The organism is Streptomyces sp. 2131.1, assembly GCF_900105515.1.
In the GTDB taxonomy this organism is placed as follows: Bacteria; Actinomycetota; Actinomycetes; order Streptomycetales; family Streptomycetaceae; genus Streptomyces; species Streptomyces drozdowiczii.
In genome coordinates this window covers 7,158,224-7,177,862 of sequence record NZ_FNSY01000001.1, presented here as the reverse complement: position 1 = coordinate 7,177,862, position 19,639 = coordinate 7,158,224, and the positions used below count along the sequence as shown (strand labels likewise).

General features: G+C 67.8%; 17 protein-coding genes and 2 pseudogenes. 7 read left to right on the top strand and 12 right to left on the bottom strand.

From position 1 onward, the window contains the following. Nucleotides 1-5: 5 nt before the first annotated feature. Both BLW14_RS32120 and BLW14_RS34140 read left to right on the top strand, forming a co-directional pair. Nucleotides 6-101 (top strand): annotated as a pseudogene (locus BLW14_RS32120) (hypothetical protein); the annotation flags it as partial. 200 nt (nucleotides 102-301) lie between these two features. After that, on the top strand, nucleotides 302-412 hold the full coding sequence (locus tag BLW14_RS34140) for a helicase (RefSeq protein WP_107468456.1): 111 nt from the start codon (nucleotides 302-304) through the stop codon (nucleotides 410-412). Nucleotides 413-1,482: 1,070 nt separating this feature from the next. Here the strand turns inward: BLW14_RS34140 and BLW14_RS32115 are convergent. From BLW14_RS32115 to BLW14_RS34710, 5 genes are all read right to left on the bottom strand, one after another. Next, a complete protein-coding gene (locus tag BLW14_RS32115; RefSeq protein ID WP_093710558.1) occupies nucleotides 1,483-2,208 on the bottom strand; it encodes a cysteine hydrolase family protein in 726 nt (241 codons plus the stop codon). A 184-nt stretch (nucleotides 2,209-2,392) separates the two neighbouring features. Next, nucleotides 2,393-2,974 carry an EspF repeat-containing protein gene (locus tag BLW14_RS35850; protein WP_371128137.1) on the bottom strand — a complete coding sequence of 194 codons (582 nt, stop codon included), beginning with the start codon at nucleotides 2,972-2,974 and terminating at the stop codon, nucleotides 2,393-2,395. After that, a complete protein-coding gene (locus tag BLW14_RS35845; RefSeq protein WP_177154253.1) occupies nucleotides 2,911-3,054 on the bottom strand; it encodes a hypothetical protein in 144 nt (47 codons plus the stop codon). The genes BLW14_RS35850 and BLW14_RS35845 overlap by 64 nt, the downstream gene beginning before the upstream one ends. Before the next feature lie 320 nt (nucleotides 3,055-3,374). Next, a complete protein-coding gene (locus BLW14_RS32110) occupies nucleotides 3,375-3,707 on the bottom strand; it encodes an alpha-amylase (RefSeq protein WP_093710557.1) in 333 nt (110 codons plus the stop codon). A gap of 88 nt (nucleotides 3,708-3,795) precedes the next feature. Further along, nucleotides 3,796-4,602 carry a hypothetical protein gene (locus BLW14_RS34710; protein WP_177154178.1) on the bottom strand — a complete coding sequence of 269 codons (807 nt, stop codon included), beginning with the start codon at nucleotides 4,600-4,602 and terminating at the stop codon, nucleotides 3,796-3,798. A 200-nt stretch (nucleotides 4,603-4,802) separates the two neighbouring features. Here BLW14_RS34710 and BLW14_RS35480 point away from each other — a divergent pair, with 200 nt between their 5' ends. The 3 genes from BLW14_RS35480 to BLW14_RS32090 all read left to right on the top strand — a co-directional run bounded on the left by BLW14_RS35480 (nucleotide 4,803) and on the right by BLW14_RS32090 (nucleotide 8,807). Then, nucleotides 4,803-5,231: an RICIN domain-containing protein gene (locus BLW14_RS35480; protein WP_177154177.1), complete on the top strand. Its 429-nt coding sequence runs from the start codon at nucleotides 4,803-4,805 to the stop codon at nucleotides 5,229-5,231. Nucleotides 5,232-5,639: 408 nt separating this feature from the next. Further along, nucleotides 5,640-7,676, top strand: a complete 2,037-nt coding sequence (locus BLW14_RS32095) for an RICIN domain-containing protein (RefSeq protein ID WP_371128106.1) — start codon at nucleotides 5,640-5,642, stop codon at nucleotides 7,674-7,676. 102 nt (nucleotides 7,677-7,778) lie between these two features. Next, nucleotides 7,779-8,807, top strand: a complete 1,029-nt coding sequence (locus BLW14_RS32090; protein ID WP_093710555.1) for a LacI family DNA-binding transcriptional regulator — start codon at nucleotides 7,779-7,781, stop codon at nucleotides 8,805-8,807. Between the two features lie 39 nt (nucleotides 8,808-8,846). On the opposite strand, the gene BLW14_RS32085 is transcribed toward BLW14_RS32090, so the two are convergent. The 4 genes from BLW14_RS32085 to BLW14_RS32070 all read right to left on the bottom strand — a co-directional run bounded on the left by BLW14_RS32085 (nucleotide 8,847) and on the right by BLW14_RS32070 (nucleotide 14,397). Beyond that, entirely contained in the window at nucleotides 8,847-11,219 is a 2,373-nt protein-coding gene (locus BLW14_RS32085) for a glycoside hydrolase family 3 N-terminal domain-containing protein (RefSeq protein WP_093710554.1), read from the bottom strand. A gap of 69 nt (nucleotides 11,220-11,288) precedes the next feature. Further along, nucleotides 11,289-12,188 carry a carbohydrate ABC transporter permease gene (locus tag BLW14_RS32080; RefSeq protein WP_218137694.1) on the bottom strand — a complete coding sequence of 300 codons (900 nt, stop codon included), beginning with the start codon at nucleotides 12,186-12,188 and terminating at the stop codon, nucleotides 11,289-11,291. Further along, nucleotides 12,185-13,036: a carbohydrate ABC transporter permease gene (locus BLW14_RS32075; RefSeq protein WP_093710553.1), complete on the bottom strand. Its 852-nt coding sequence runs from the start codon at nucleotides 13,034-13,036 to the stop codon at nucleotides 12,185-12,187. The genes BLW14_RS32080 and BLW14_RS32075 overlap by 4 nt, the downstream gene beginning before the upstream one ends. 95 nt (nucleotides 13,037-13,131) lie before the next feature. Next, nucleotides 13,132-14,397 (bottom strand): extracellular solute-binding protein, encoded by a 1,266-nt coding sequence (locus BLW14_RS32070; RefSeq protein WP_093710552.1) that lies wholly within the window; start codon nucleotides 14,395-14,397, stop codon nucleotides 13,132-13,134. A gap of 439 nt (nucleotides 14,398-14,836) precedes the next feature. Here BLW14_RS32070 and BLW14_RS32065 point away from each other — a divergent pair. Continuing rightward, a pseudogene (locus BLW14_RS32065) lies at nucleotides 14,837-15,644 on the top strand (IS5 family transposase). A gap of 9 nt (nucleotides 15,645-15,653) precedes the next feature. Here the strand turns inward: BLW14_RS32065 and BLW14_RS32060 are convergent. Next, a complete protein-coding gene (locus tag BLW14_RS32060; protein WP_177154251.1) occupies nucleotides 15,654-16,700 on the bottom strand; it encodes a CehA/McbA family metallohydrolase in 1,047 nt (348 codons plus the stop codon). Between the two features lie 90 nt (nucleotides 16,701-16,790). On the opposite strand from BLW14_RS32060, the gene BLW14_RS32055 reads away from it, so the two are divergent. Further along, nucleotides 16,791-17,018, top strand: a complete 228-nt coding sequence (locus tag BLW14_RS32055) for a hypothetical protein (RefSeq protein WP_093710550.1) — start codon at nucleotides 16,791-16,793, stop codon at nucleotides 17,016-17,018. Nucleotides 17,019-17,229: 211 nt separating this feature from the next. Here BLW14_RS32055 and BLW14_RS32050 read toward each other — a convergent pair whose 3' ends face one another. Together BLW14_RS32050 and BLW14_RS32040 are read right to left on the bottom strand one after the other, a co-directional pair. After that, a complete protein-coding gene (locus BLW14_RS32050; RefSeq protein WP_177154176.1) occupies nucleotides 17,230-17,427 on the bottom strand; it encodes a KOW motif-containing protein in 198 nt (65 codons plus the stop codon). A 1,208-nt stretch (nucleotides 17,428-18,635) separates the two neighbouring features. Then, complete coding sequence (locus BLW14_RS32040; protein ID WP_371128105.1) at nucleotides 18,636-19,592, bottom strand: intradiol ring-cleavage dioxygenase; 957 nt, start codon at nucleotides 19,590-19,592, stop codon at nucleotides 18,636-18,638. Nucleotides 19,593-19,639: the final 47 nt, after the last annotated feature.

Here is a 19,639-nt window from a genome sequence, read left to right as displayed (position 1 = left end):
TCACCGCCCGCCACAACCTCGCCATCTCCTACACGAACACCGGACGCACGGGGAAGGCAACCGCTCTTCGCGAAGGGGGGTTCGGAGAGCGCGACCGCTGACCACCACGCGATGGTGGGCGGCGGCTTCTCCGCGAGGGCTGCGTTGGACGGCTGGCAAGGGGTGGGGACAGCACACCGTGTGACTTGGACCGCTTCTGGCGCTGCAGGGCCCCAGCTGGGCGTGAGGCCGTGGGGCACACATCGCGCGGGAAGGGAAGGCCATCGTCGGATGGCAGCATGTTGAGGGCCTGGCGGACGGGATGTCCGTGCGACTCGGGGTGTTCCTGAGCAGCCACATGAGTGGGCGCGACCGGCGGATCGAAGGCCGGCTCGCCGCCCTCGCCGATCTCGGGCTGGAGTGGGCGGCGTAGCAGTTGGTGCAGTAGGTGGACCCTCGCGCCTGGTCTGTGCGGCCCCGTCGCGCGGTGGTGTGCGCCGGGAGGATTTGGCTTGCGCCGGAGGGCGAGCAGTCAGAGGTATCTGACCCTCTTACCCCTGCCTGACAAAGACCGGGCGAGACGGGCTTCGTCATGCCTCGGAAATTTCTGGCTGTTCTCTGCTGTCCAGTTACCGGCCTTGGCGCCTATGGGGTGAAGACGCTGATCCTGCCGGACCGAGACAGCGGTATCCGAGCCCGTCCCGCCCGCAGACCGACCACTCGTGGAGGAAGCCCTCATGGCTATCAAGCAGGCAACGGGGGCAACGACTCCGCCCACCAGCGCTACGGTGGATGTGTCAACACCGCCACCCTGGGCGACGGCTGAAGCCGGACTGCAGGGACGTGCTCACGAGAGCCGGAGCAGGACCGCCGACCGCGCGGCGTACACCCCCGCGGACGACACCACGCAGGTGTCCGGACCTCTTCATCTCCTCGTCCAAGGAAGCACCATGACCCGGGATAATGTTTCTCCGCGCGTCCAGCTGCCCACCCCGGCGCCCGTTCCTCAGCCGCCCAGCTCCGACAGTGCCGGCCTCACCTCCCAGATAGCCCTGGGCACGGTCCAGGGGGCGTTCCGTGCGCTCGCAGCCCGGACGGTGGACAAGAGTAGCGGCGAGAGCGTGTAACTGCCCGACCGGCGGGGTGGTCGAGGACGTTCCCTCCTCGACCACCCCGCGGTTCTGGCACAGCTTCTGTGACGTCGAACCGATCTCCGGTGTCAGGAGCCGGCGATCCCTGAGAACTGGCAGGTCAATGGCTTGCCCCGAGGTGGGCGCCTGACCTGCTGACACGGCTTCCCAGAAGTTGGACCAGAGCCCACCCCGCTTCTGGCTTGTTCACGAGAACGGCAGCACCGGGTCTCGCTGCGCGTCATGCTGCAGCGGTGACCACTGCACATGGGCTCTCCTCAGTGGCAGCAGGGCGTCCTTCCCTGCCCTATTCCAGGCGAGCGCACTGGTACTGAGCAGCCTGAACCAAAGCTGGCCCCCGTAGCAGCGGCCGTCAGGTGCTCGTCTCGCACACACCGTGTGCGGCGTCGCGGCTGTCGAGGACGATCGGCCGGCCGATCAGGTCCAGGACCTCGTTCGTGGTCCGGACGTCGCCGAACGACCGGTAGATCGTGTGCAGGGTGGCGTTATGGTCCTGGTCGCGCCGGGCCGCATTCGCGTCGGCCACCATCAGCACGCGCAGGCCAGTGGTGGCCGCGTCCCGGGCCGAGGACTCGCAGCAGACGATCGTGAGCGCGCCGGTGATGACGACGGTGTCGATCTCGCGTTCCGTCAGCAGTTCCGGCCGCACGCAGCGGCCGGGGAAGAAGGCGCTGTACGCGGTCTTTTCCACCACCAGGTCGTCCGGGCGGACGTCGAAGGGGTGCCACACACGCGAACGTGGAGGCCCCTCATCGCCGGTCGCCGCGAACGTCTGGCTGACGACCGGTCCGTAGAACTCGCCGCTCACCCTCGCGAGCGGTGCCACGTTCGCCGGCAGCACCCAGGCGACCAGCCCACCGACGGTGCGCAGCGCGTCGGCGAGGCGGCCGATGTTCGGCACGATGCCGCGCAAGTACGGGCTCGCCTCGACGAAGAACGGCACCATGTCGATCACGATCAGCGCGGTGCGCACCGGGTCAAGGCTTGAGTAGGCGTGCCTCTTGCCGCGCCTGGCCTCCTGCCGGGCGTACTCCCGGGGTTCGATCCGCCACTCGTGCATCGCGGAGTCGGTCTGCATCAACCCCTATTTCCAATTCCGACCGGACGGCGCTGCGACGGTCCGGCGAGCGAGGCCGGCGTCGCCCGCAGGACACCCGCACGTGCCGCATCAGGCGATGGCACGGTCCAGCAAGGCCCACATCCGATCCAGCTCCTGGTTCTCGATGGCTGTGCCCGGGTCCTGCGCAAGCAGGCGCGGGGCGTCAGCGCCGGGAGAGAGTGTGCCGGGTGACATTCGTGGTCAGACGGCGCAGTGTCGCGCGTACCTGCTCGAACTCATCGGCCTCCAGACCCATAGCCTCCCCGATCTCTCCGGGAATGGCGAGAGCGCGTTCTTCAGCGCCTTCTGCCGGAGGCCCTGGACACGGACGCGCTATTGCCCCCCTCGGGGGCGACCACTCGTGAACGCGTCGCACGCCGGTCGGCCCCGCCCGGATCTCCACGCGCGACCTGCTAACCGAGGCCGACAACGCGGTGGCTGCGGGCCGGCGCATCAGCAGAGGCCGAGCATCTGGCCGAGTACCGCGGACGGAAGGTCGCCAGCGAGGGCCACGCGGGTGGTGGGTGGGGTTGGCCGGATGGGGAGCTGGAGCCATTTCCGGCCTGACGGTGGACAGGCGGTCGGCGGGCCGTACGAATTGCCGAAGCTCCTGGTAGACGGGTTCGCGACCAAGCTCACTCGTGTCGGCCAGGGGCCTTGACCCTGAATTCTGAACACGGGTTATGGGGCTTGGGCCAGCGTAGTTGGGGTGCGGTGGAAGACGTTCTTGAAGGCGATCGGTGATCGCTGTCCGAGGCGGGAGTGTCGGCGTCGGGTGTTGTAGCGGTTCAGCCATCTGAAGGCGTCGAGTCGGGCCCTCGCCAGGCTCCGCGGCGCGAACGCCTTGGGCTTCTCCCGCGCGGACCTCGTGAGACCACGCTCAGTCGCGTGCCGCTCGCGGCCGGCGGCGCGTCAAGCTCCGCTCGGAGCGTCTCGGCCGCGGCTCTCCGCCCAGCCCCCGTCACCGGCGGAGAGTTGTCCGTCTGCGGTCGGCGCGGTGGGGAACCGACTCCGTCGGCCACGTAAATGCTGGCCACAGGCCGTGGACTCCAAGGCTCGATGGATGCTCTCGCATCAGTGCCCGATGTGCCGCCACCCGGCGTCCGACCCCGCGGCGTACCGATTCGCCTGCGAAGTGCTACAACTCAGGCGCCGCTGATGGGGTCGCAGGTTCGCAGCCCGGTGACGTAATTGCCGTCCGTTCCGTAGCCGGCGAAGGTCGCCCACTCGCCGGGTTGGAGCACGCGGCACGGGGCCCATTGGTTGTTCGTGTACTCAACTGTGACGGAGACCGTGTCGTTACAGGTGTTGTGGACGTCGGTGTAGCGCCAGCTCTGGAAGGACTCCACACATGCCGGCGCGAACGTCCCGGTGTCCGCCACGGCGGACGGGGCCGCGGTCAGGGTCATGACGAGACCTGCCGCAGCGGTGGCGGTGAGAGCGATGGGGCGCAATCTGTGCTTCATGAGGTATGCCATGCCCGGATCCTTGCCGCACTCGGAGACCTTGTGCAACTTTCAGCAAGAGTTTTCAGCCAACCATCGAAGAATCATACTAATCAGCAGTTCAGACGCGGTTTAAGCAGGCGAAAATTCTTGCACTCCTGTCGTTCTTCCATACCGGAGAGCCCGAAACTTGCGCCACGACCGGCCGCAGCCGCCCGACCGGCGACATGAGTGACACCGGAAATGGCTGACACTCGGCACTTCCAGCCTCTCGCTTCGCCCACGACACCTCGCGCGCAGAAGCCGGGCGTACAGCGGCCTCGGTACTGCTGGGCTCTCCTATTCCGCTGTCGCCAGTTCCCCGAGGAACCCAGCCTTCTGGTGACCGTGTGTGATCTCCAACGGGGTATCGTCTCCAGGTCCCGTCGGTCTCGTTGAGTAGGCGGGTGCCGGTCTTATCGTGGTAGCCGAGAGCGTCCGCGACCAGGGGAACGGGCATCTCAAGGGGTTGTTGACGGATGGCGGCGCCGCGAGCGGCAGTCACTGGAACACCGATCTCGATGAGGGACGCGGACAGGTCATCGGGGTGGAAGGGCTGACCCGCCCGGCGGTCGGGAAACGGCCAGGGGGATGCCTGGTTGGTGGCTGTGTTCATGTACTCGCGGTCGGCGATGTAGTCCGCGGCAGGAAGCGGCCGGGACGGGGACAGGTGGGGCCGGTTCCCCGAGCCGGAGGAGGACTGGTTCGCCGCCGTGGACCACGTCGTCGACGTAGAGCCGGACGATCCGGTGAGGGGTTCCGCGTAGAGGAGAACGGTGACGCCGGCGACGCGGAGCTTCTTCGGCGTGTCCGGGTCGGTCAGCAGCCAGCCGAGGGAGTCCAAGCGCTCGTCTTCACTGAGCGCGGCGCGTCGGGTGGCCTTCATCACGGGAATGGAGAGTAAGCATCGCCAATGGCGGATCTGCATGGCCCAGTTGAGGAAGGCCCCCAAACAGTGTTGGGGCTGCGCTCGCTGTTCTGGGCCCACAACCGCGCGCTGAATCTCGGTGTCTACGCGGCGAGCACCCCCCGGGGTGCCGCGGCGGTGCAACGGTCCGAGGACGGCAGCTACGCCTGCAGTGGTCGCTCGTGCCCACCGGCTCGTACTACAAGCTCCTCAACCGCCGCTGCGGCAAGGTACTCGGTGTCGACTCCCCCTCCACTGCGGATGGCGCGCAGGTGGTCCAGTGGAACGACACCGGGGGCCGCGGACCAGCAGTGGTCGCTGGTACCGGCGTCATAGACGGCCCGAGGCGCAGCACTGGGGGCCCGAACCGAGGAGGGAGGGGTGGACGGGTGGCGCCGCTATGGGAGCTCAGCCGCTGGGGCCGGCGACCGCTGCTCGTCGCATTGAATATGAACGCGGTGGGGGGTGGAGGGCCGGCCCATAGGACGGACCGTCGGAAGGGGCTCGGGATCGCCGTCCCGAAAGGGTTTCGCCCAGCCATCTCCACGCCGCATTCTCCCCGGGAGCGGCTCTCGGCGCGTCCGGAGTCCGAGTCCGAGTATGCGCCGTAATGGTGGACGTGCGCCGTCGTCCAGTGTCAATTCCCCGGCGCACCAGAGGTCCGAAAGGCTTTCGTGAGGTTACCGGTGACATGGCGATGTCCCGTCCCGATACTTGCCACCAACCAGCGCACGCATCGGAGGCTCATCGCCTCTTCCGCGCGCCGTGGTGACACCCCTTAAGCCGCGAGGCGATACCCGCGTGCACCCAGACCGCCACGACGACAGGCGCCGGCACGCGCATGCTAGAAGGAGCCGCAGTTGATATCTGACTCGATAAGGAAAACGTTCGCGGTGGCGACCACGGCAGGATTGGGAGTAGCGCTCACTCTCGCCCTGGCACCGAGCGCGGCGGCGTACCAGCCAAGCCCTTCCGACCTGTACGTGGCGCAGAGCCCGACGTGCAACAAGCGCCCTTGCGTGCTCTACCCCAAGTCGGCACAGCTGCCGAGCGGCCGGATCGTGGCGGCGTTCGAGAACAGCCAGGGCGATCCGGTCGGGCAGACGATGCCGCTGTACAAGAGCGACGACCACGGCACGACGTGGCAGAAGCTCACGGACGTGAAGGCACCAGCCGCTTTGTCCGCAGACCCGCGGTACGCGAAGTACACGAGCAACTGGACCAATCCCTACCTCTACGTGCTGCCCCACGACGTGGGGCAGCTGAAGGCCGGCACCTTGCTGCTGGCGAGCGTCGTGTCGGGCGACGATTATTACTACAAGGAGCGCAAGGCCGCCGACCCCGATTGGCAGCCCTCCGGCAACGGTGACCGCAAGGACGTTTCGCTCGCCCTGTATGCCAGCGCGGACGACGGCGCCACCTGGAACTTCGAGAACATCATCGCGGCAGGCGGATGGCAGGGCGGCGACGGCGGCACGGGCCGCTCTGCCGCCAACACGAACAAGCAGCAGGACCCCGTCTGGGAGCCTCACCTGTATGCCCGCGGCGGCAAGCTGATCGCCTACTACTCGGACGAGAACGAATACACCGGCTACGACACCACCACCGGTGTGCCCGCTCTCGATCCGCACAACGACACCGCGCCGGACCCCGCTCTCCAGATCCTGGCGCACCGGACCTGGGATGGTACGGCCGCCTCCTGGAGCACCCCGGTGGTCGACGTACCCGGCAAAACCGTGTGGTCCGGCGTCAAGAACCTGATCGGCGGCGGACGCCCCGGCATGACCACCGTCGTGCCGACCACGGACGGCAAGTGGCTCATGACGTACGAGTACTGGGGCGGAGGGTCGACCGTCCGCTACCGGCTGGGGGACGACCCGCTGGGGTTCCACGCCGCCCAGGACGACGCTGTCGGTGCCCTGCCTGTTTCGTCCGGGGGCAGAGGGCTCGCGACGGGCGGCAGCCCCGTGCTTTCGGCGCTGCCCGACGGGCGCATCGTCTACAACGCGAACGGCAGCGGGAACGTCTGGGTGAACGAGACCGGCCGGAGCAGCGGCACCTGGAAGGAGTACCAGACGCCGGTGCCCGCCGGATACAGCCGCGGCCTCCAGTACGTCGAGGGCACCGGCCGGGTGCTGATCCTCCAGGCGTCGTGGGCGGGCGGCAGTATCGGTCCCGTCCGGTACGGGGAGGTCGACCTCGGGCACTCGGACGGCGCCTACTACACGCTCGTCAATCGCCGCACCGGGCAGGCACTGACTCCGCGGGGCGGCAGGACGCAGGATGCCATCCTCACCGGCAACGTTCCCGACCTGGTCACCGGGCCGGTGTCACCGGCAGACGACACCCAGCGGTGGCACCTCACCGACGTGGGCGGCAGGGTGACGCTGCTGAACAAGGCGGGTGGCCGGGCGGCCGGCATCTGGGGCGGCACCGCGACCGCGGGCGCCGAGCTCGCGCAGTGGGTCGACGACGGCGCCGGCGACAAACAGTGGACACTGGTTGCCTCCAGCGACGGCTACTACAAGCTCCGAGCCTCCGGGGACAGCAGTCTGTACATGACCGGCGCGGCCGCGGACGCGGCCGTCGATGTGCGGACGGCCATCGATGCGGCTACGGACCCGTCCGCGGACGATTCCCAGGAATGGCGCCTGGTGCGGGAGGCCCTGCCCACGGATGCGCCCTTCTCGCTCAAGGGCGGCCTCTCGGGCCGATGCCTGGACGTGCCGGGCGGTGCGACGGGGGTGCAGGTGCAGATCTGGGACTGCAACGGCAACGCGAACCAGACCATCACGCAGACCGGCGCGGGCGAACTCCGCGTCGCGGGCAAGTGCCTCGCCGCGGCCGGTGACGGCACTGCGGCGGGGACCAAGCTCATCTTGTGGCCGTGCAACGGCAGCTCCAGCCAGAAATGGTGGTTCAGGCTGGACGGTTCGGTGATCAACCGCTCCAATGGTCTGGCTATCGACGTCAGCGGTTCGCGGACCGGCAACGGATCACTGGTCCAGCTCTGGACGGCGCTCGGCCACGCCACTCAGGCGTGGAGCCGGGTGTAGCCGTCTCGCAGCGGGCGCCGCAGGCTTGTCTGCCGGCGCCCGCTGCTGTTGTGTGGGCTGACGTGCAACGCCCGGCGCGCAGCCGGTGAGGAAAGCGGGACAGTGACGGTTCAGGACAGCGGGCGGCTTCAGGCGCAGTACGGGCTGCTGACGAGCATCGCGCAGGAGGCGGGGGTATCACTGAGCACCGTGTCCAAGGTGGTGCACCGGCGTCGTGACGTGGGGACGCGGACCCGGGCCCGGGTCGAGGAGCTGCTGGACCGGCACGGGTACATCCGCTCCTGGGAGCGCGATCCGCGGGTGCCCCGGCAGATCATCGCGGTGTTCCGCGACCTGTCGGGTCCCTACACCTTGGAGGTGGTGCGCGGGATCGTCGAGGCGGCCGGGGAGTTCGGTGTGCACGTGGTGACCGGTACTACCGGGCGTCGGTCCATCGGGCAGTGGCTGAAGGAGTGTGAGGTGCTGGGCGCTGCCGGGCTGATCGTCGTCATCTCGATGTTGTCGGAGGATGACCAACGGCGGATCGTCGAGGAGCAGTTGCCCGTCGTGCTGGTGGATCCGCTGAGTGCTCCGTCAGCGGAGATTCCGAGCATCGGGGTCACCAACTGGAGCGGTGCCCGAGAAGCGGTGCAGCATCTCATCGGCCTCGGGCACAGGCGCATCGGCATGGTGGCGGGGCGTTCGCACTCGCTGGCCGGGGCTGCCCGGCTGCACGGATACCGGGCGGCCCTGGAGGAAGCCGGAATCGATTACGACCCGGCACTGGTGCGTTCGACGGATTTCGACTACGCCGAGTCGCTGGCGGCCACGTCGCAGATTCTGGGGGCGGAGGTTCCGCCTACGGCCGTGTTCGCGGCCAGCGACACTCAGGCACTGGGGGTGCTGGAGGCGGCCCGGCAGCGTGGGCGGCGGGTTCCGGAGGACCTGGCGGTGATGTCGTTCGACGACACGCTGGTGGCAGCCATGGCAAGCCCGCCGCTGAGCGCGGTCCGGCAGCCCTTCGAGGAACTGGGGCGGGAGGCCACGCGGGTCCTGCTCCAAGTGGCGGACGGGCGTCCGCCCGTCTCGTCGCGCATCGAGCTGGCGACGGAACTGGTGCTCAGGACATCGACTGCCGTACGCAACGAATGAGGGCGGCCGGCCCGAAGGCCGGCCGCCCTGCGCAGGTCTTCAGCCCCGTTCGACCGTTACGGGCACGCCGTGCCTGCGGACGACAGGCACGGCACGCTCCCGGCCCACCACGCGCACCACGGCCTCAGCCGGTGTGTCGGAACTGGAGGACCCGGCGTACAGCTGGATCTCGCCGGGCTCGACGATCCGGTGGCCGGCCCGTCCGGTGAAGGCGAGCCGGTCGGTGTGGACGTCGAAGCGGACCGTGGCCTCCTCTCCGGGTTCCAGGTGGACCTTGACGAAGGCGAGCAGTGCCCGCACCGGCCGGGTGACCTGGGCGAGCGGGTCGGTGAAGTACAGCTGGACCGTCTCGGCGCCGACGCGCGCGCCAGTGTTCCTCACACGCACCGACGCCACGAACCCTCCGTCGCTGGGGACGTCGCTGCAATCGGCCTCCAGGTCTGCGACCGTGAAGGTGGTGTATGACAGGCCGTGCCCGAAGGGGAAGGCCGGGGTGGGGTCGAGGTTGGACAGCGCGCTCTGGCGGTCGCCCAGGGGCGGATGCAGGTAGGTGTAGGGCTGTCCAGCCGGCGAGTTCGGTATCTGCACCGGCAGCTTGCCGCTGAAATTTGCCACGCCTGAGAGGAGTTCGGCCAGGGCGTGGCCGCCCTCCTCCCCCGGCAGGAAGACCTGCACCATGGCGGCGGCGGTGGCCGCGAAGCGGCCCACAGCGTACGGGCGGCCGCTGTTGATCACAAGGACGACGGGTTTTCCCGTGGCAAGCACGGCTTCGACCAGATCCTCCTGGGCGCCCGGTAGCCGCAGGTCCTCGACGTCACAGCCCTCGCCGGACGTCCCGATGCCGAACATGCCAGGTTTGTCGCCGACGACCAGGACGGTGAGGTCGGCGGCAACGGCGATCGCTGCCGCGGATTCGATGCCCGACCGGTCGAGATCCCGGATCGGGCACCCCTGGGCGACCTCCCACATGACGTCCGGGAACTGTGCGGCCAGCGCGCTGCGCAGTGATACGGCGGTGACACCGTTGCCAAGGTCGTCGCGGTTGGACAGGACGTGGTTGGGGAAGCTGTAGCAGCCGAACATGGTCCGTACGTCGTCGACGCACGGACCGATCAGAGCGATCCGTCCCGTGGACGGCAGGGGAAGGGTGCCGTCGTTCGACAGCAGGACCGCACTGGAGCGGGCAACGGAACGGGCGAGGGAGCGGTTCTCGGGCTTGTCGAGTTCGAGTTCCCCCGCGCGCAGCGCGGGAGGCTCGGGGTCCCAGTCCGGGTCGAGGAGACCGAGTTCGGTCTTCTGCCGCAGTACCCGGCGCACCGCTCGGTCGACGTCGGCCTCCTGGGCCAGCCCGTTGTTCACGGCGGCGATCAGGGCGTCACCGAAGCCGCGCTGGTCGGGCAGTTCGACGTCCATGCCCGCAGCCAGGGCCAGCGCCCCGGCTGCGGGGAGGTCGGCCGCCACTCGATGGGCGTTGACCAGGAAGGGCAGCGACCAGTAGTCGGATACGACGGTGCCCTCGAAACCCCACTGCTCGCGCAGGACCTCGGTCAGCAGCCAGCGGCTGGCGGCGGGGGCCTCTCCGTCGATTTCGGCGTACGAGTTCATGACCGAGCGAACGCCGGCGCAGACCAGCCGCTCGAAGGGAGGGAGGATGACGTCGGTCAGTTGGCGGCGCCCGATGTTCGCGGGTGCGTGGTTGCGGCCGCCCATGGAATCGGAGTAGCCGGCGAAGTGCTTCAAAGTGGCATACACACCGTCGCTCTGCAGGCCCAGAACGTATGCCTCGCCCATTTCCCCGGTCAGGTGCGGGTCTTCGCCGTAGGTCTCCTCGCAGCGGCCCCACCGGTAGTCACGGATCACGTCGACGACGGGGGCGAGCCCCTGGTGGACACCTGCGGCCGCCATGTCCGCCCCGATGGCGGCGCCGACGCGGCGGATGAGTGGCGGATCGAAAGTGGCGGCCATGGCCAGCGAGGTGGGGTAAATCGTGGCGCCGTAGGCGGTGAAGCCGGTCAGGCACTCGTCGTGGGTCATTGCGGGGATGGCGAACCTGCTCTGGGCCATGATCTGCCTCTGCCGCTCGGCGAGGAGCCGGGCGTGGTCGAGGGCATGTCGCGGCACGGTCCCGTAGGGCCGGGTCAGCTGTCCCAGACCGTTCCTGGCGGTCTCGGTGAGATCGCCTACCCGTTCGAAGAGGCTGGTTCCGGGGGCCACCTCGGGGCCGGAGGGCTCGACGTCCTCCCAGCTGCTGCTCAGCTGGGCAACCTTCTCCTCCAGGGTGAGGCGAGCGAGGAGTGCCTCGACCCGTTCGTCCGTCGGCAGGTCCGGATCGGCCCATGGCCGGTCGCCGCCTGCCGGCGGCGGGAGAGTTTCGCACTCCGGCAGCTTGAAGTCCGGCGTGGTGGTGGACATGTACTGCTCCTAGTGGTTTTCGGGCATGCCGAAGTGGGCCAGGCGTGGTGCCTGGCCTGCCTCGGGCGACTACTTGGAGAATCCGGCGGTCAGTCCGGCAACCAGTTGCCTTCTGGCCAGGACGAACACGACGAGCATGGGCAGGGTGGAAAGGACCACCGCGGCCATCGTCGCGGGGACGTCGATGCCGAACTGGCCCCGGTAGAGGGTCAGCGCGAGCGGCAGCACAGCCTTGTCGCCGCTCTGGGTGAGGATCAGGGGGAACAGGAACCCGTTCCAGACCTGAAGACCGTCGTAGACGGCTACCGTCACCAGAGCCGGACGGGCCATCGGTGCTACGAGGGAGAACAACATCCGCCAGTCCCCGGCCCCGTCGACCACCATTGCCTCGAACAGCGAGCGGGGGATGTCCCGCAGGAAGCTGACCAGGATCATCACGGTCACGGGCAGTGCGAACGCCGCGGAAGGCAGAACGATCGCCGGGAGACTGTCGTACATCTGCAGGCGGATGATCAGCAGGTATACGGGGATGATCACTGCCTGCAGGGGGATGGCCAGTCCGAGCAGGTAGAGCCGGAAGGACAGGCGCGACCACGGATTGGAATACCGCACGACCGTGAAGGCCGCCATGAGGGCGACGACCAGGGTGACCGCCACGGTGACGACGGTGACGAGGACGCTGTTGATCAGGTAGGTGGTGAACTCACCGTTCAGGACGGTCTTGTAGTTCTCCAGGGTCGGGCTGCTGGGCAGGGCCAGCGGGCTGTCGGTGGTGAAGTCCGTGCGGGTCCGCAAGCTGGTCACGACCAGCCAGTACACGGGGACGACGGCCAGTGCCGTCCATCCCAGAGCGGCGACGCCGGAGAGCGTGCGGCGCAGCGGCTTGCCGCCCCGTCGCGAACGGGCGGCGGCCTGCACCGGCGGCCGGGTGGCCTGGTGGCGTCCGCGTGCAGTCGAGGTGGTGCTCACATGCCCTCCTGCTGGCTGTCCATCCGGGTGAAGCCGGACAGGCGGGTGGTGATCATGGACAGGCCCAGGCCGAAGAGCACCAGGAGCGTGGCCAGTGCGCTGGCCCGGCCCATGTCGTGCGCCTGGAACCCGGTGATGTACATGGCCAGGGGCAGTACGCGGGTCGCGGTGCCTGGTCCGCCCGTGCCACCCGAGAGAACAAAGATGAGGTCGAAGTAGGTCAGTGAGCCCACCAGCATGAGCGTGCTTGACGTGACGAGCGTGTACTTCAGCTGCGGCAGTGTGATCCGCAGGAGGCGGGTCATCACGCCGGCGCCGTCGATGGCAGCAGCCTCGTACAGGGATACCGGGATCTGCCGGATACCGGCCTGGTACAGCAGCGCATGGAAGGGGACGAACTGCCAGGCGATCACGAAGATCACCGTGTACAGAGCCAGGTCGGGCGAACCGAGCAGCGGACGGGCCAGCCAGTGCAGGCCGGGGGTGGAGCCGATGCCGAAGGAGGGATCGAGCAGCGCCTGCCAGGTCAGGCCGATCGCCACCGCGGACAGCAGGAGCGGCAGGAACCAGAGCACCGCGAAGAAGGCGCGCGTCCGGCCCCGGGGTGCCTGGAAGAGCCCGAGTGCAAGGGCCAGCGGTGTCTGGACCAGCCAGCTGACCACCATGACCTTGGCCGTGAGCCACAGCGCCTGCCAGGTAGTGCCGTCGGTCAGGACGCCGCTCCAGTTGGACAGGCCGGCCCAGCTGATGGATCCGAGGCCGTCCCAGCTGGTGAGGCTGAGCACCACCACGCCCCCGAGTGGGATCAGGGCGAAGAGGCCGAACAGGAGGAGCGCGGGAGCGGCCATGAGCAGACCGCTCAGGCCGCGTCGACCCGCGCGGGTCGTGTCCGGCCGCGCCCTGTGCGGCGCGGCCGGACACGGCGTACGAGCAACGGCGGTCATTACTTCGACGCCTCGCTCATGTTCTTACCGAACTGCTCGGGCTTGATCTCGCCCAGGAACGACTTGTCCACGTTGGTCAGCAGCGGATCCGCCTGGCTCGACGGAAGGTCCTGGTCCCAGGAGAGCTGGAAGTTCGGTGCCTTCTCGACCAGCCCGTAGACGAAGGTCAGCCACTGCTTGTCGGCGGCCGACTTCGTCTGTGCCAGCTTGTCCTCCAACTTGTTGACGGGCGGCACGCTGCCCGCGGCAAGGTAGCTGTCGATCTGCTGCTCGTTCATGGCGTAGTTCTTCAGGTAGTCCAGAGCCTCGGTCTTGTTCTTGCTGTCCGAGTTCAGCGACAGGAAGTTCGAAGGATTGCCGACGACATTCTTGGGATCACCCGCTCCCGAGGAGACGGCGGGGAAGGCGACGTAACCGAGGTCCTTCTTGACGAAGTCCGGCGCGGCCTTGACCAGGTTGGCGTACTCCCACGTGCCCATCAGTTCCATGCCGGCCTTGTCGGTGTAGAGCAGGGCTGTGGAGGCGCCCTGGTCGTAGCCGACGGAGGAGGCGTTCTTGCCGAAGGCTCCGGCCTTCACGAGTTCCTGGAGCCGGGCGTTGGCCTTGGTGACCGCCGGGCTCTTCCAGTCCTCGGAGCCGTTGGCGGCGATCTTCTGGAACACCTCGGCGCCGCCCTCGCGGTCGAGCAGGTATTCCAGGTACATCATGGTCGGCCACTTCGAGTTGGCCGCGAGGGAGAGCGGAGTGACTCCCTTGCCCTTGAGCTTCTTCACAGCAGACGACAGATCGTCGTAGGTCTTGGGCGGCTCGACACCCGCGTCCTTCAGTACCTTCTTGTTGTAGTAGAGGACCACCGGGGCCAGCCCGTTGGCCGGGACGCCGTATGTCTTCCCGCTGAATGCCGCGCTCTTCAGCACGCTGGGCATGAAGCGCAGCAGGTTGACCTGCCTATCCGTGAGCGGCTCGACCTTTCCTGCCTCGACGTAGTCGTTCAGGGCCCCACCGCCCCAGTTGAAGAACAGGTCCGGGGCCTGGTTCGCGCCGAAGGCCACCCGCAGCTTCTGCTTGTAGTCGTCGTTGGCGAACAGCCTCAGGGTGATCTTCTCGTCGGGGTGGTCCTTGTTGTAGGCGTCCACGGACTCCTTGAGGATCGTCTGATCCGTCAGCGCCCACATGGTCAGGCCCTTGTCCGACGTGGCCGCGGACGGGCCCGAAGAGCCGCACGCCGCGAGGCTGAGCGCCGCCGCCACAGCAACCGCCGGCATGAGGAAGCGCCGCCCCTTCGCCTCGCGCGTACGGCTTTTTGCTCCACCCGGTCCCAGGTTCCCGTGCATGTTCTTGTCCCGCTTCTCTCGGCCGTGCTCTGTCCACAGATCAGGCGGGCGGATTCCCCGAAAGGATTTCGGACCGGTACGGCTAGGACTACCTGCCTGATGAACCGGGACACTGACACGCCATTCACACCCGCGACAAGGAGATGGAATCCACCAGTGACGAAACACTTTCGTAAATCACCGCGCTCCTCGCCTCCCCAGTCAACTGCGCGGATCGGCCGCCGGTGCGAGCCCGGGGCGGGGCTGTACTCGGCGGCGAGGAGGTGGATCACACTGGCAGCGGCGCGGCCGCCCGCGACTTATTGATCGTTTCAGAATGAGTTGAACCGCGGGTCTTGCATCTAGCGATCTTGGTCGTCAAGGTGTCCGGTTGCGTGCTGATCTTGTTCCGGATGACTTGTGGGAGCGGGTGGCTCCGCTCCTGCCACCCGCTCCTGAGCGACGCCGCCGCCACCCCGGGCGACTGCGTGTTCCCGACCGGGCGGCCCTCACCGGGGTGATGTACGTACTGCGGACTGGCGTCGCCTGGCGTGATGTCCCGGCCGAAACGGTCGGCTGCTCCGGGGTGACGGCCTGGCGCCGCCTTCGAGACTGGACCGAGGCTGGCGTCTGGCCGCGCCTGCACGCAGCCCTGCTGACCGAACTGCGCCGCGCCGACCTGCTGGATCTTGAACATTGCGCTGTTGACGGCTCGCATGTTCGGGCCCTAAAAGGGGGGCTCACGTCGGCCCCTCGCCAGTCGACCGCGCCCGGCCCGGCTCCAAGCACCACCTGATAGTCGACCGGCATGGAACCCCGCTCGCCGTCACGCTCACCGGCGGCAACCGCCACGACGTCACCCAGCTACTGCCGCTACTCGAGCGATCCCGCCGATCCGGGGACTACGAGGACGGCCTCGCCGCAAGCCGCGGCACCTGTATGCCGACCGGGTCTACGACTTCGACAAATACCGCCGCCTCCTGTGGAAGCGCGGCATCAAGCCGATGATCGCCCGACGCGGCGTCGTCCACGGATCAGGACTCGGCAAAGTCCGCTGGGTGGTGGAACGGGCCTTCGCCTGGCTGCACCAGTTCAAACGACTCCGGATTCGCTACGAACGACGCGCCGGCCTTCATCAGGGCTTGCTCGAACTGGCACGCAGCCTCATGTGCCTCCGCCGCCTGCGGACCGCACGATGATATGAGCGGTCAGTTGAGGATGATCGGATTGGTGAGTGCGGCGACGTGCCTGCTGTGATGTCGGACCTCGATGCGGACGAACGCTGACTGCTCCGCTGTCGTGTCCCACTGCACCGCTCCCGGCCCGTCATCGGGGAGGGGGGCTCGGTGGACCTTTCCTCGATCGGTGTGGAAGCTGACGGTCCCCGCCGGCACACCCCGTACTGCCGCATGCACTTCCACCTGCCCACCCTGAGTCGCGAGCCGCTCGCCCACCCCGGCAACGCGGCCGGCCGCATGGGCGGTGAACGACACGTCCACATCCGCCGACTCGGCGATCCAGCTGCGGCCGGCGCAGATCCCGGCCAGCACTGCCCCTGTGCTCAGTTCCTCAGCGAAGACCACGGTGTGAGGGATCCCGATCTGCCCTTCCAAGTGGGTATCGCTGTTGCCCATCGCAGGCCGCCACGAGCCCGTGCGAAGGTCCGTCGCAAGGCTCCGACCCCATTCGGCCAGGGCCGCCTCGTTGTCGGCATTCCAGGGCCGGTCCGAAGTCCACATTCCATTCCATACCTCCACTACGTCGAAGCCAGGGAAGGGGAACATGAAGTCGCCCGAGGGGTAGGGCGCATGCGGGTGTGCGGCCACGCACAGGCCCCCTGCTCGGTGGACCTGGTCCAGGCATTTGTCCACCAGTCCGTCCCTGACCTGGTGGTTCCAGTCGACGACCTCGCCGGGATCGAGGCCAAGCGCGAGCCAGTGCCCGGTCTTCGTGGTCACCTCCTCGCCGAGAAGGATCAAGAAGTCATCGGCGGCCAGATGCCCCCACACCCCCGGGGCCGCGGCTGAGTTGTGCTCCGTAGTCGCGATGAAGTCGAGCCTGGCCGCCCTCGCCCGGACGGCCAACTCTTCGGGGGAGAGTTCCCCGTCCGAGTGGAGGGAGTGAACATGGCAGTCCCCGCGGTACCAGGCTGCCCCGCGTCCGACCGCCCGCGTCGACGGGAAGCTCAAACTCGACAAGGTTCTCCTTCCAGAGTCCTGTCGAGCCAACGCGCCAACCGGGGCAACCCGTTCCATCGCCTGCTGAACGCGATCTCGGTCAGACGTCAGACCAAGTCTCATTCTGAAACGATCAGTAAGGACGGCACAGCGGTCAGGTCCAAGGGCGTGGTGGAGATCAAGCGGACCGGTGCCGGCCGGTACTCGGTCACCGTCAACGAGGAGATCGCCCTCGACCGGTCCGTTCCCGTCGTCTGTCTGAGGCAGGACGCGGACTGGGGCAGCGAGATCTACACCCGCGTTCCCGACGGAGCCGACGTCGACCGCACCTTCTCCGTACTCACAGGAGTCAACGGCACCGCCACCGACGAACCCTTCCACGTCATCATCCCCTAACCACCCCACCCGCCACGGGCCCCCGCACCCCACCGGGGGCGCCGGGGGCCCGTGCGCTTCACGGAGCGGCGTGCCCGCCGCTGTCGGAGCGCATGGCGGGCACGCCGCAACGGCGGGCTGGTAGTCCCCTCGGCCCTTTCGTCGGAGGACGCTCCGAGGGCGGCGCAGTCCAGAGGACGCCACCCGCCTGCGTAGTGCGGGCCAGCCATTCTCACACCTTTTCCACCTGGCCGAAGTCGAGCTCCACGGAGGTCGGCTTACCGAAGATGAGGATGGAGATCCCGAGGCGGCTCTTCTCATAGCTGACGTCCTCGATCTCTCCGTTGAACTCGGCGAACGGCCCGTCCACGATCTTGACGATCTCACCTGCCTCGAAGGCTTTGCGGGCAGGCGTGGCTGCTTCGTCCATGTCGCCACTCCCTCTCACTGCGCGCGGAGCCCCGAAAGCAGCATGGTAACCCAAAGTGACTGCTAGGCCGCTCTTAGTACCCGGGGTTGGGCGGGCTCCGTCGGGGTGGACCGGAGGCGTGCGGGATTCAGGGGGCCGCCGTCCATGAGGTCTGCGCATGACGCCTTGCGCGGCCACGGCAGGGCGAGACAGGTCTCCCGAGAACCGGTCCGGGACCGGTCACCAGGTTGTCCAGCCGGCGGTTATGCCCACGGTTGGGCGATCACCTCGCGAGGGTGCGCGTCGTTGTCGGGAGTGGACTGGCTCTCCAAGGCGGAGAGCCGAGTGAGGAATCTCCATGAAGTCTCGAAGCTGAAGCCCGTGATCAGGCGCACGTGCTGGTAGTACTGGAACGAGGGCCCGCGGGCCTTGGCCCAGCACGGCTCGGTCACGAAGACATCGAGTTCGCCGCCGTCCGTAATCGGCGAGGTCGTACTCGCCGCACTCCCAGCTGGATATGTCGTGCATCACCAGTCCCCAGTCGGCTCCCCCGCCGTACGCGAGTGGCATGCGCTGCTGGTCGAGGAATCCTCGCACGAGCGTGTCCAGGAACATCCCCCGGGAAGAAGACGACGTTGGTGCGGGAGCGCGCGGTGTACTAAGAAGTCATCTCATTTGGGCGACTCGACGGAAGCTTTGGCCATGGGATCACTGAGCGGTTGATGCTGGGCGAGGTGTGGGAGTCATTCCGTGTCGATCAGGTCTCCTGCACAGGCAGCGGCATGTCCGACGAAGTGCTCCGTACACAGAAAGCCTCCAGACGGGCGGAGCCACGCCTGGCATCTCTGTGGAGAGTTGTGCGCCACCGATGCCGACGTTACGTTCTCCCGGACGGTCGAGACTGAGACATAGTGCTGGCAAGAGAAGGAAGCCCCGAACAGAATCGACGTGCCGAACCCCGCCGAATTTGGGCCCCTCGTGCTGCTTGAGGAGAGCTTGGCAGGGCGTTCCGCCGGGCAGCTCCTGTGTGTCCCAGGAAGTGGCGTGCCCCGGGATTACCTCACGTGGCAGGTGCGCTGCCCGCCAAGCAGCGCGTCCGCAAGTTCGAAGCGGTTTCTCGATCTTGTCTCGGCTTCGGGTAGAGCGCGAGGGCGGCGGCCCAGACTCCTTTCGGTGTCTGGGCCGCCGGGGGCTGTCGAGTCGCTGGTGTCGTCGCGTCAGGGCGAGGGCTACGAGGTGGTCGTGGGGGCGGGGCCGCCGGGTGTTCCTTGGCCGTCATGGGTGGCGTTGGGATCGACTGCCATCGTGATGTGTCCGATGACGCCGCGCTCGATGTGCTTTTTGTCGTAGTTGAGATTGAGCAGGCCGCCCTGGGGGCCGGTCCCCGGATAGATGGAGTCGTTGTCGAGGGTTATCCGGGTGATGGTGTTCGCAGAGTAGGGCTCGGTGTTCGAGGTCGCGTTGACCGCCTCTTCGGGAAGGTAGAACTGCCCGGTGTGGCAGGCGCGTCCGCCGGTGTAGCCGTCGGAGGTGCGCGAGCCGCCGGTGTGGACCTTGGTGTGGATGTGGACGGCGCGACCGGCATACCAGCCGGGGAAGACGGTCCGGAAGGTAACGAACCCCTGAGCGTCGGTCATCTGAATGCCGCGCAGCCACGTGAGGTCGTCGGTCGGGGGGGCGTGACCGCCCGGACCGCCCGGACCGTCCGGAGGAGCCGTCGGCGTTCCGGTGGGCGGCGGGCCGGGAGGTGTGCCCCCGCCGCCTCCGTTACCGTTCTGGGTGTAGCCGGAGTAGACGCCGGAAGCGTCGCAGTGCCAGATTTCTATGGCGGAGTTGCGGAAGGGACGGCAGGTCGCGCTGTCCACCACGCGCAGCACGAGGAGGAGCGGGATACCCGTGCGGTCCTCGACCACGTCCTTACGGAAGAGCTCGTAGTCGATGTAGTAGGGGCCTTCGATCTGCTCCGTGGTCAGCGACATGCAGGTGGTGGAGGCAGCGGCGGTCGTTTTCACCGAGTCGAGGAAGCCGGCGTCGGCGGTGTTGCGGCTGGCGGCGTTCGCGACGGCGGCGCCGCCGAGGGCTACGGCGCCGACCGCTCCGCCCAGCAGGAGCATGCGGCGGCGGGACACCATTCGGGAGACGAGAGCGTTGTCAGGCTCATCGGTAGAGCTTTCCGGCATGATCACGGCAGTACCTCTCTGTGTTGGCCGGGGCTTCCGCGTGTGTCACCGGC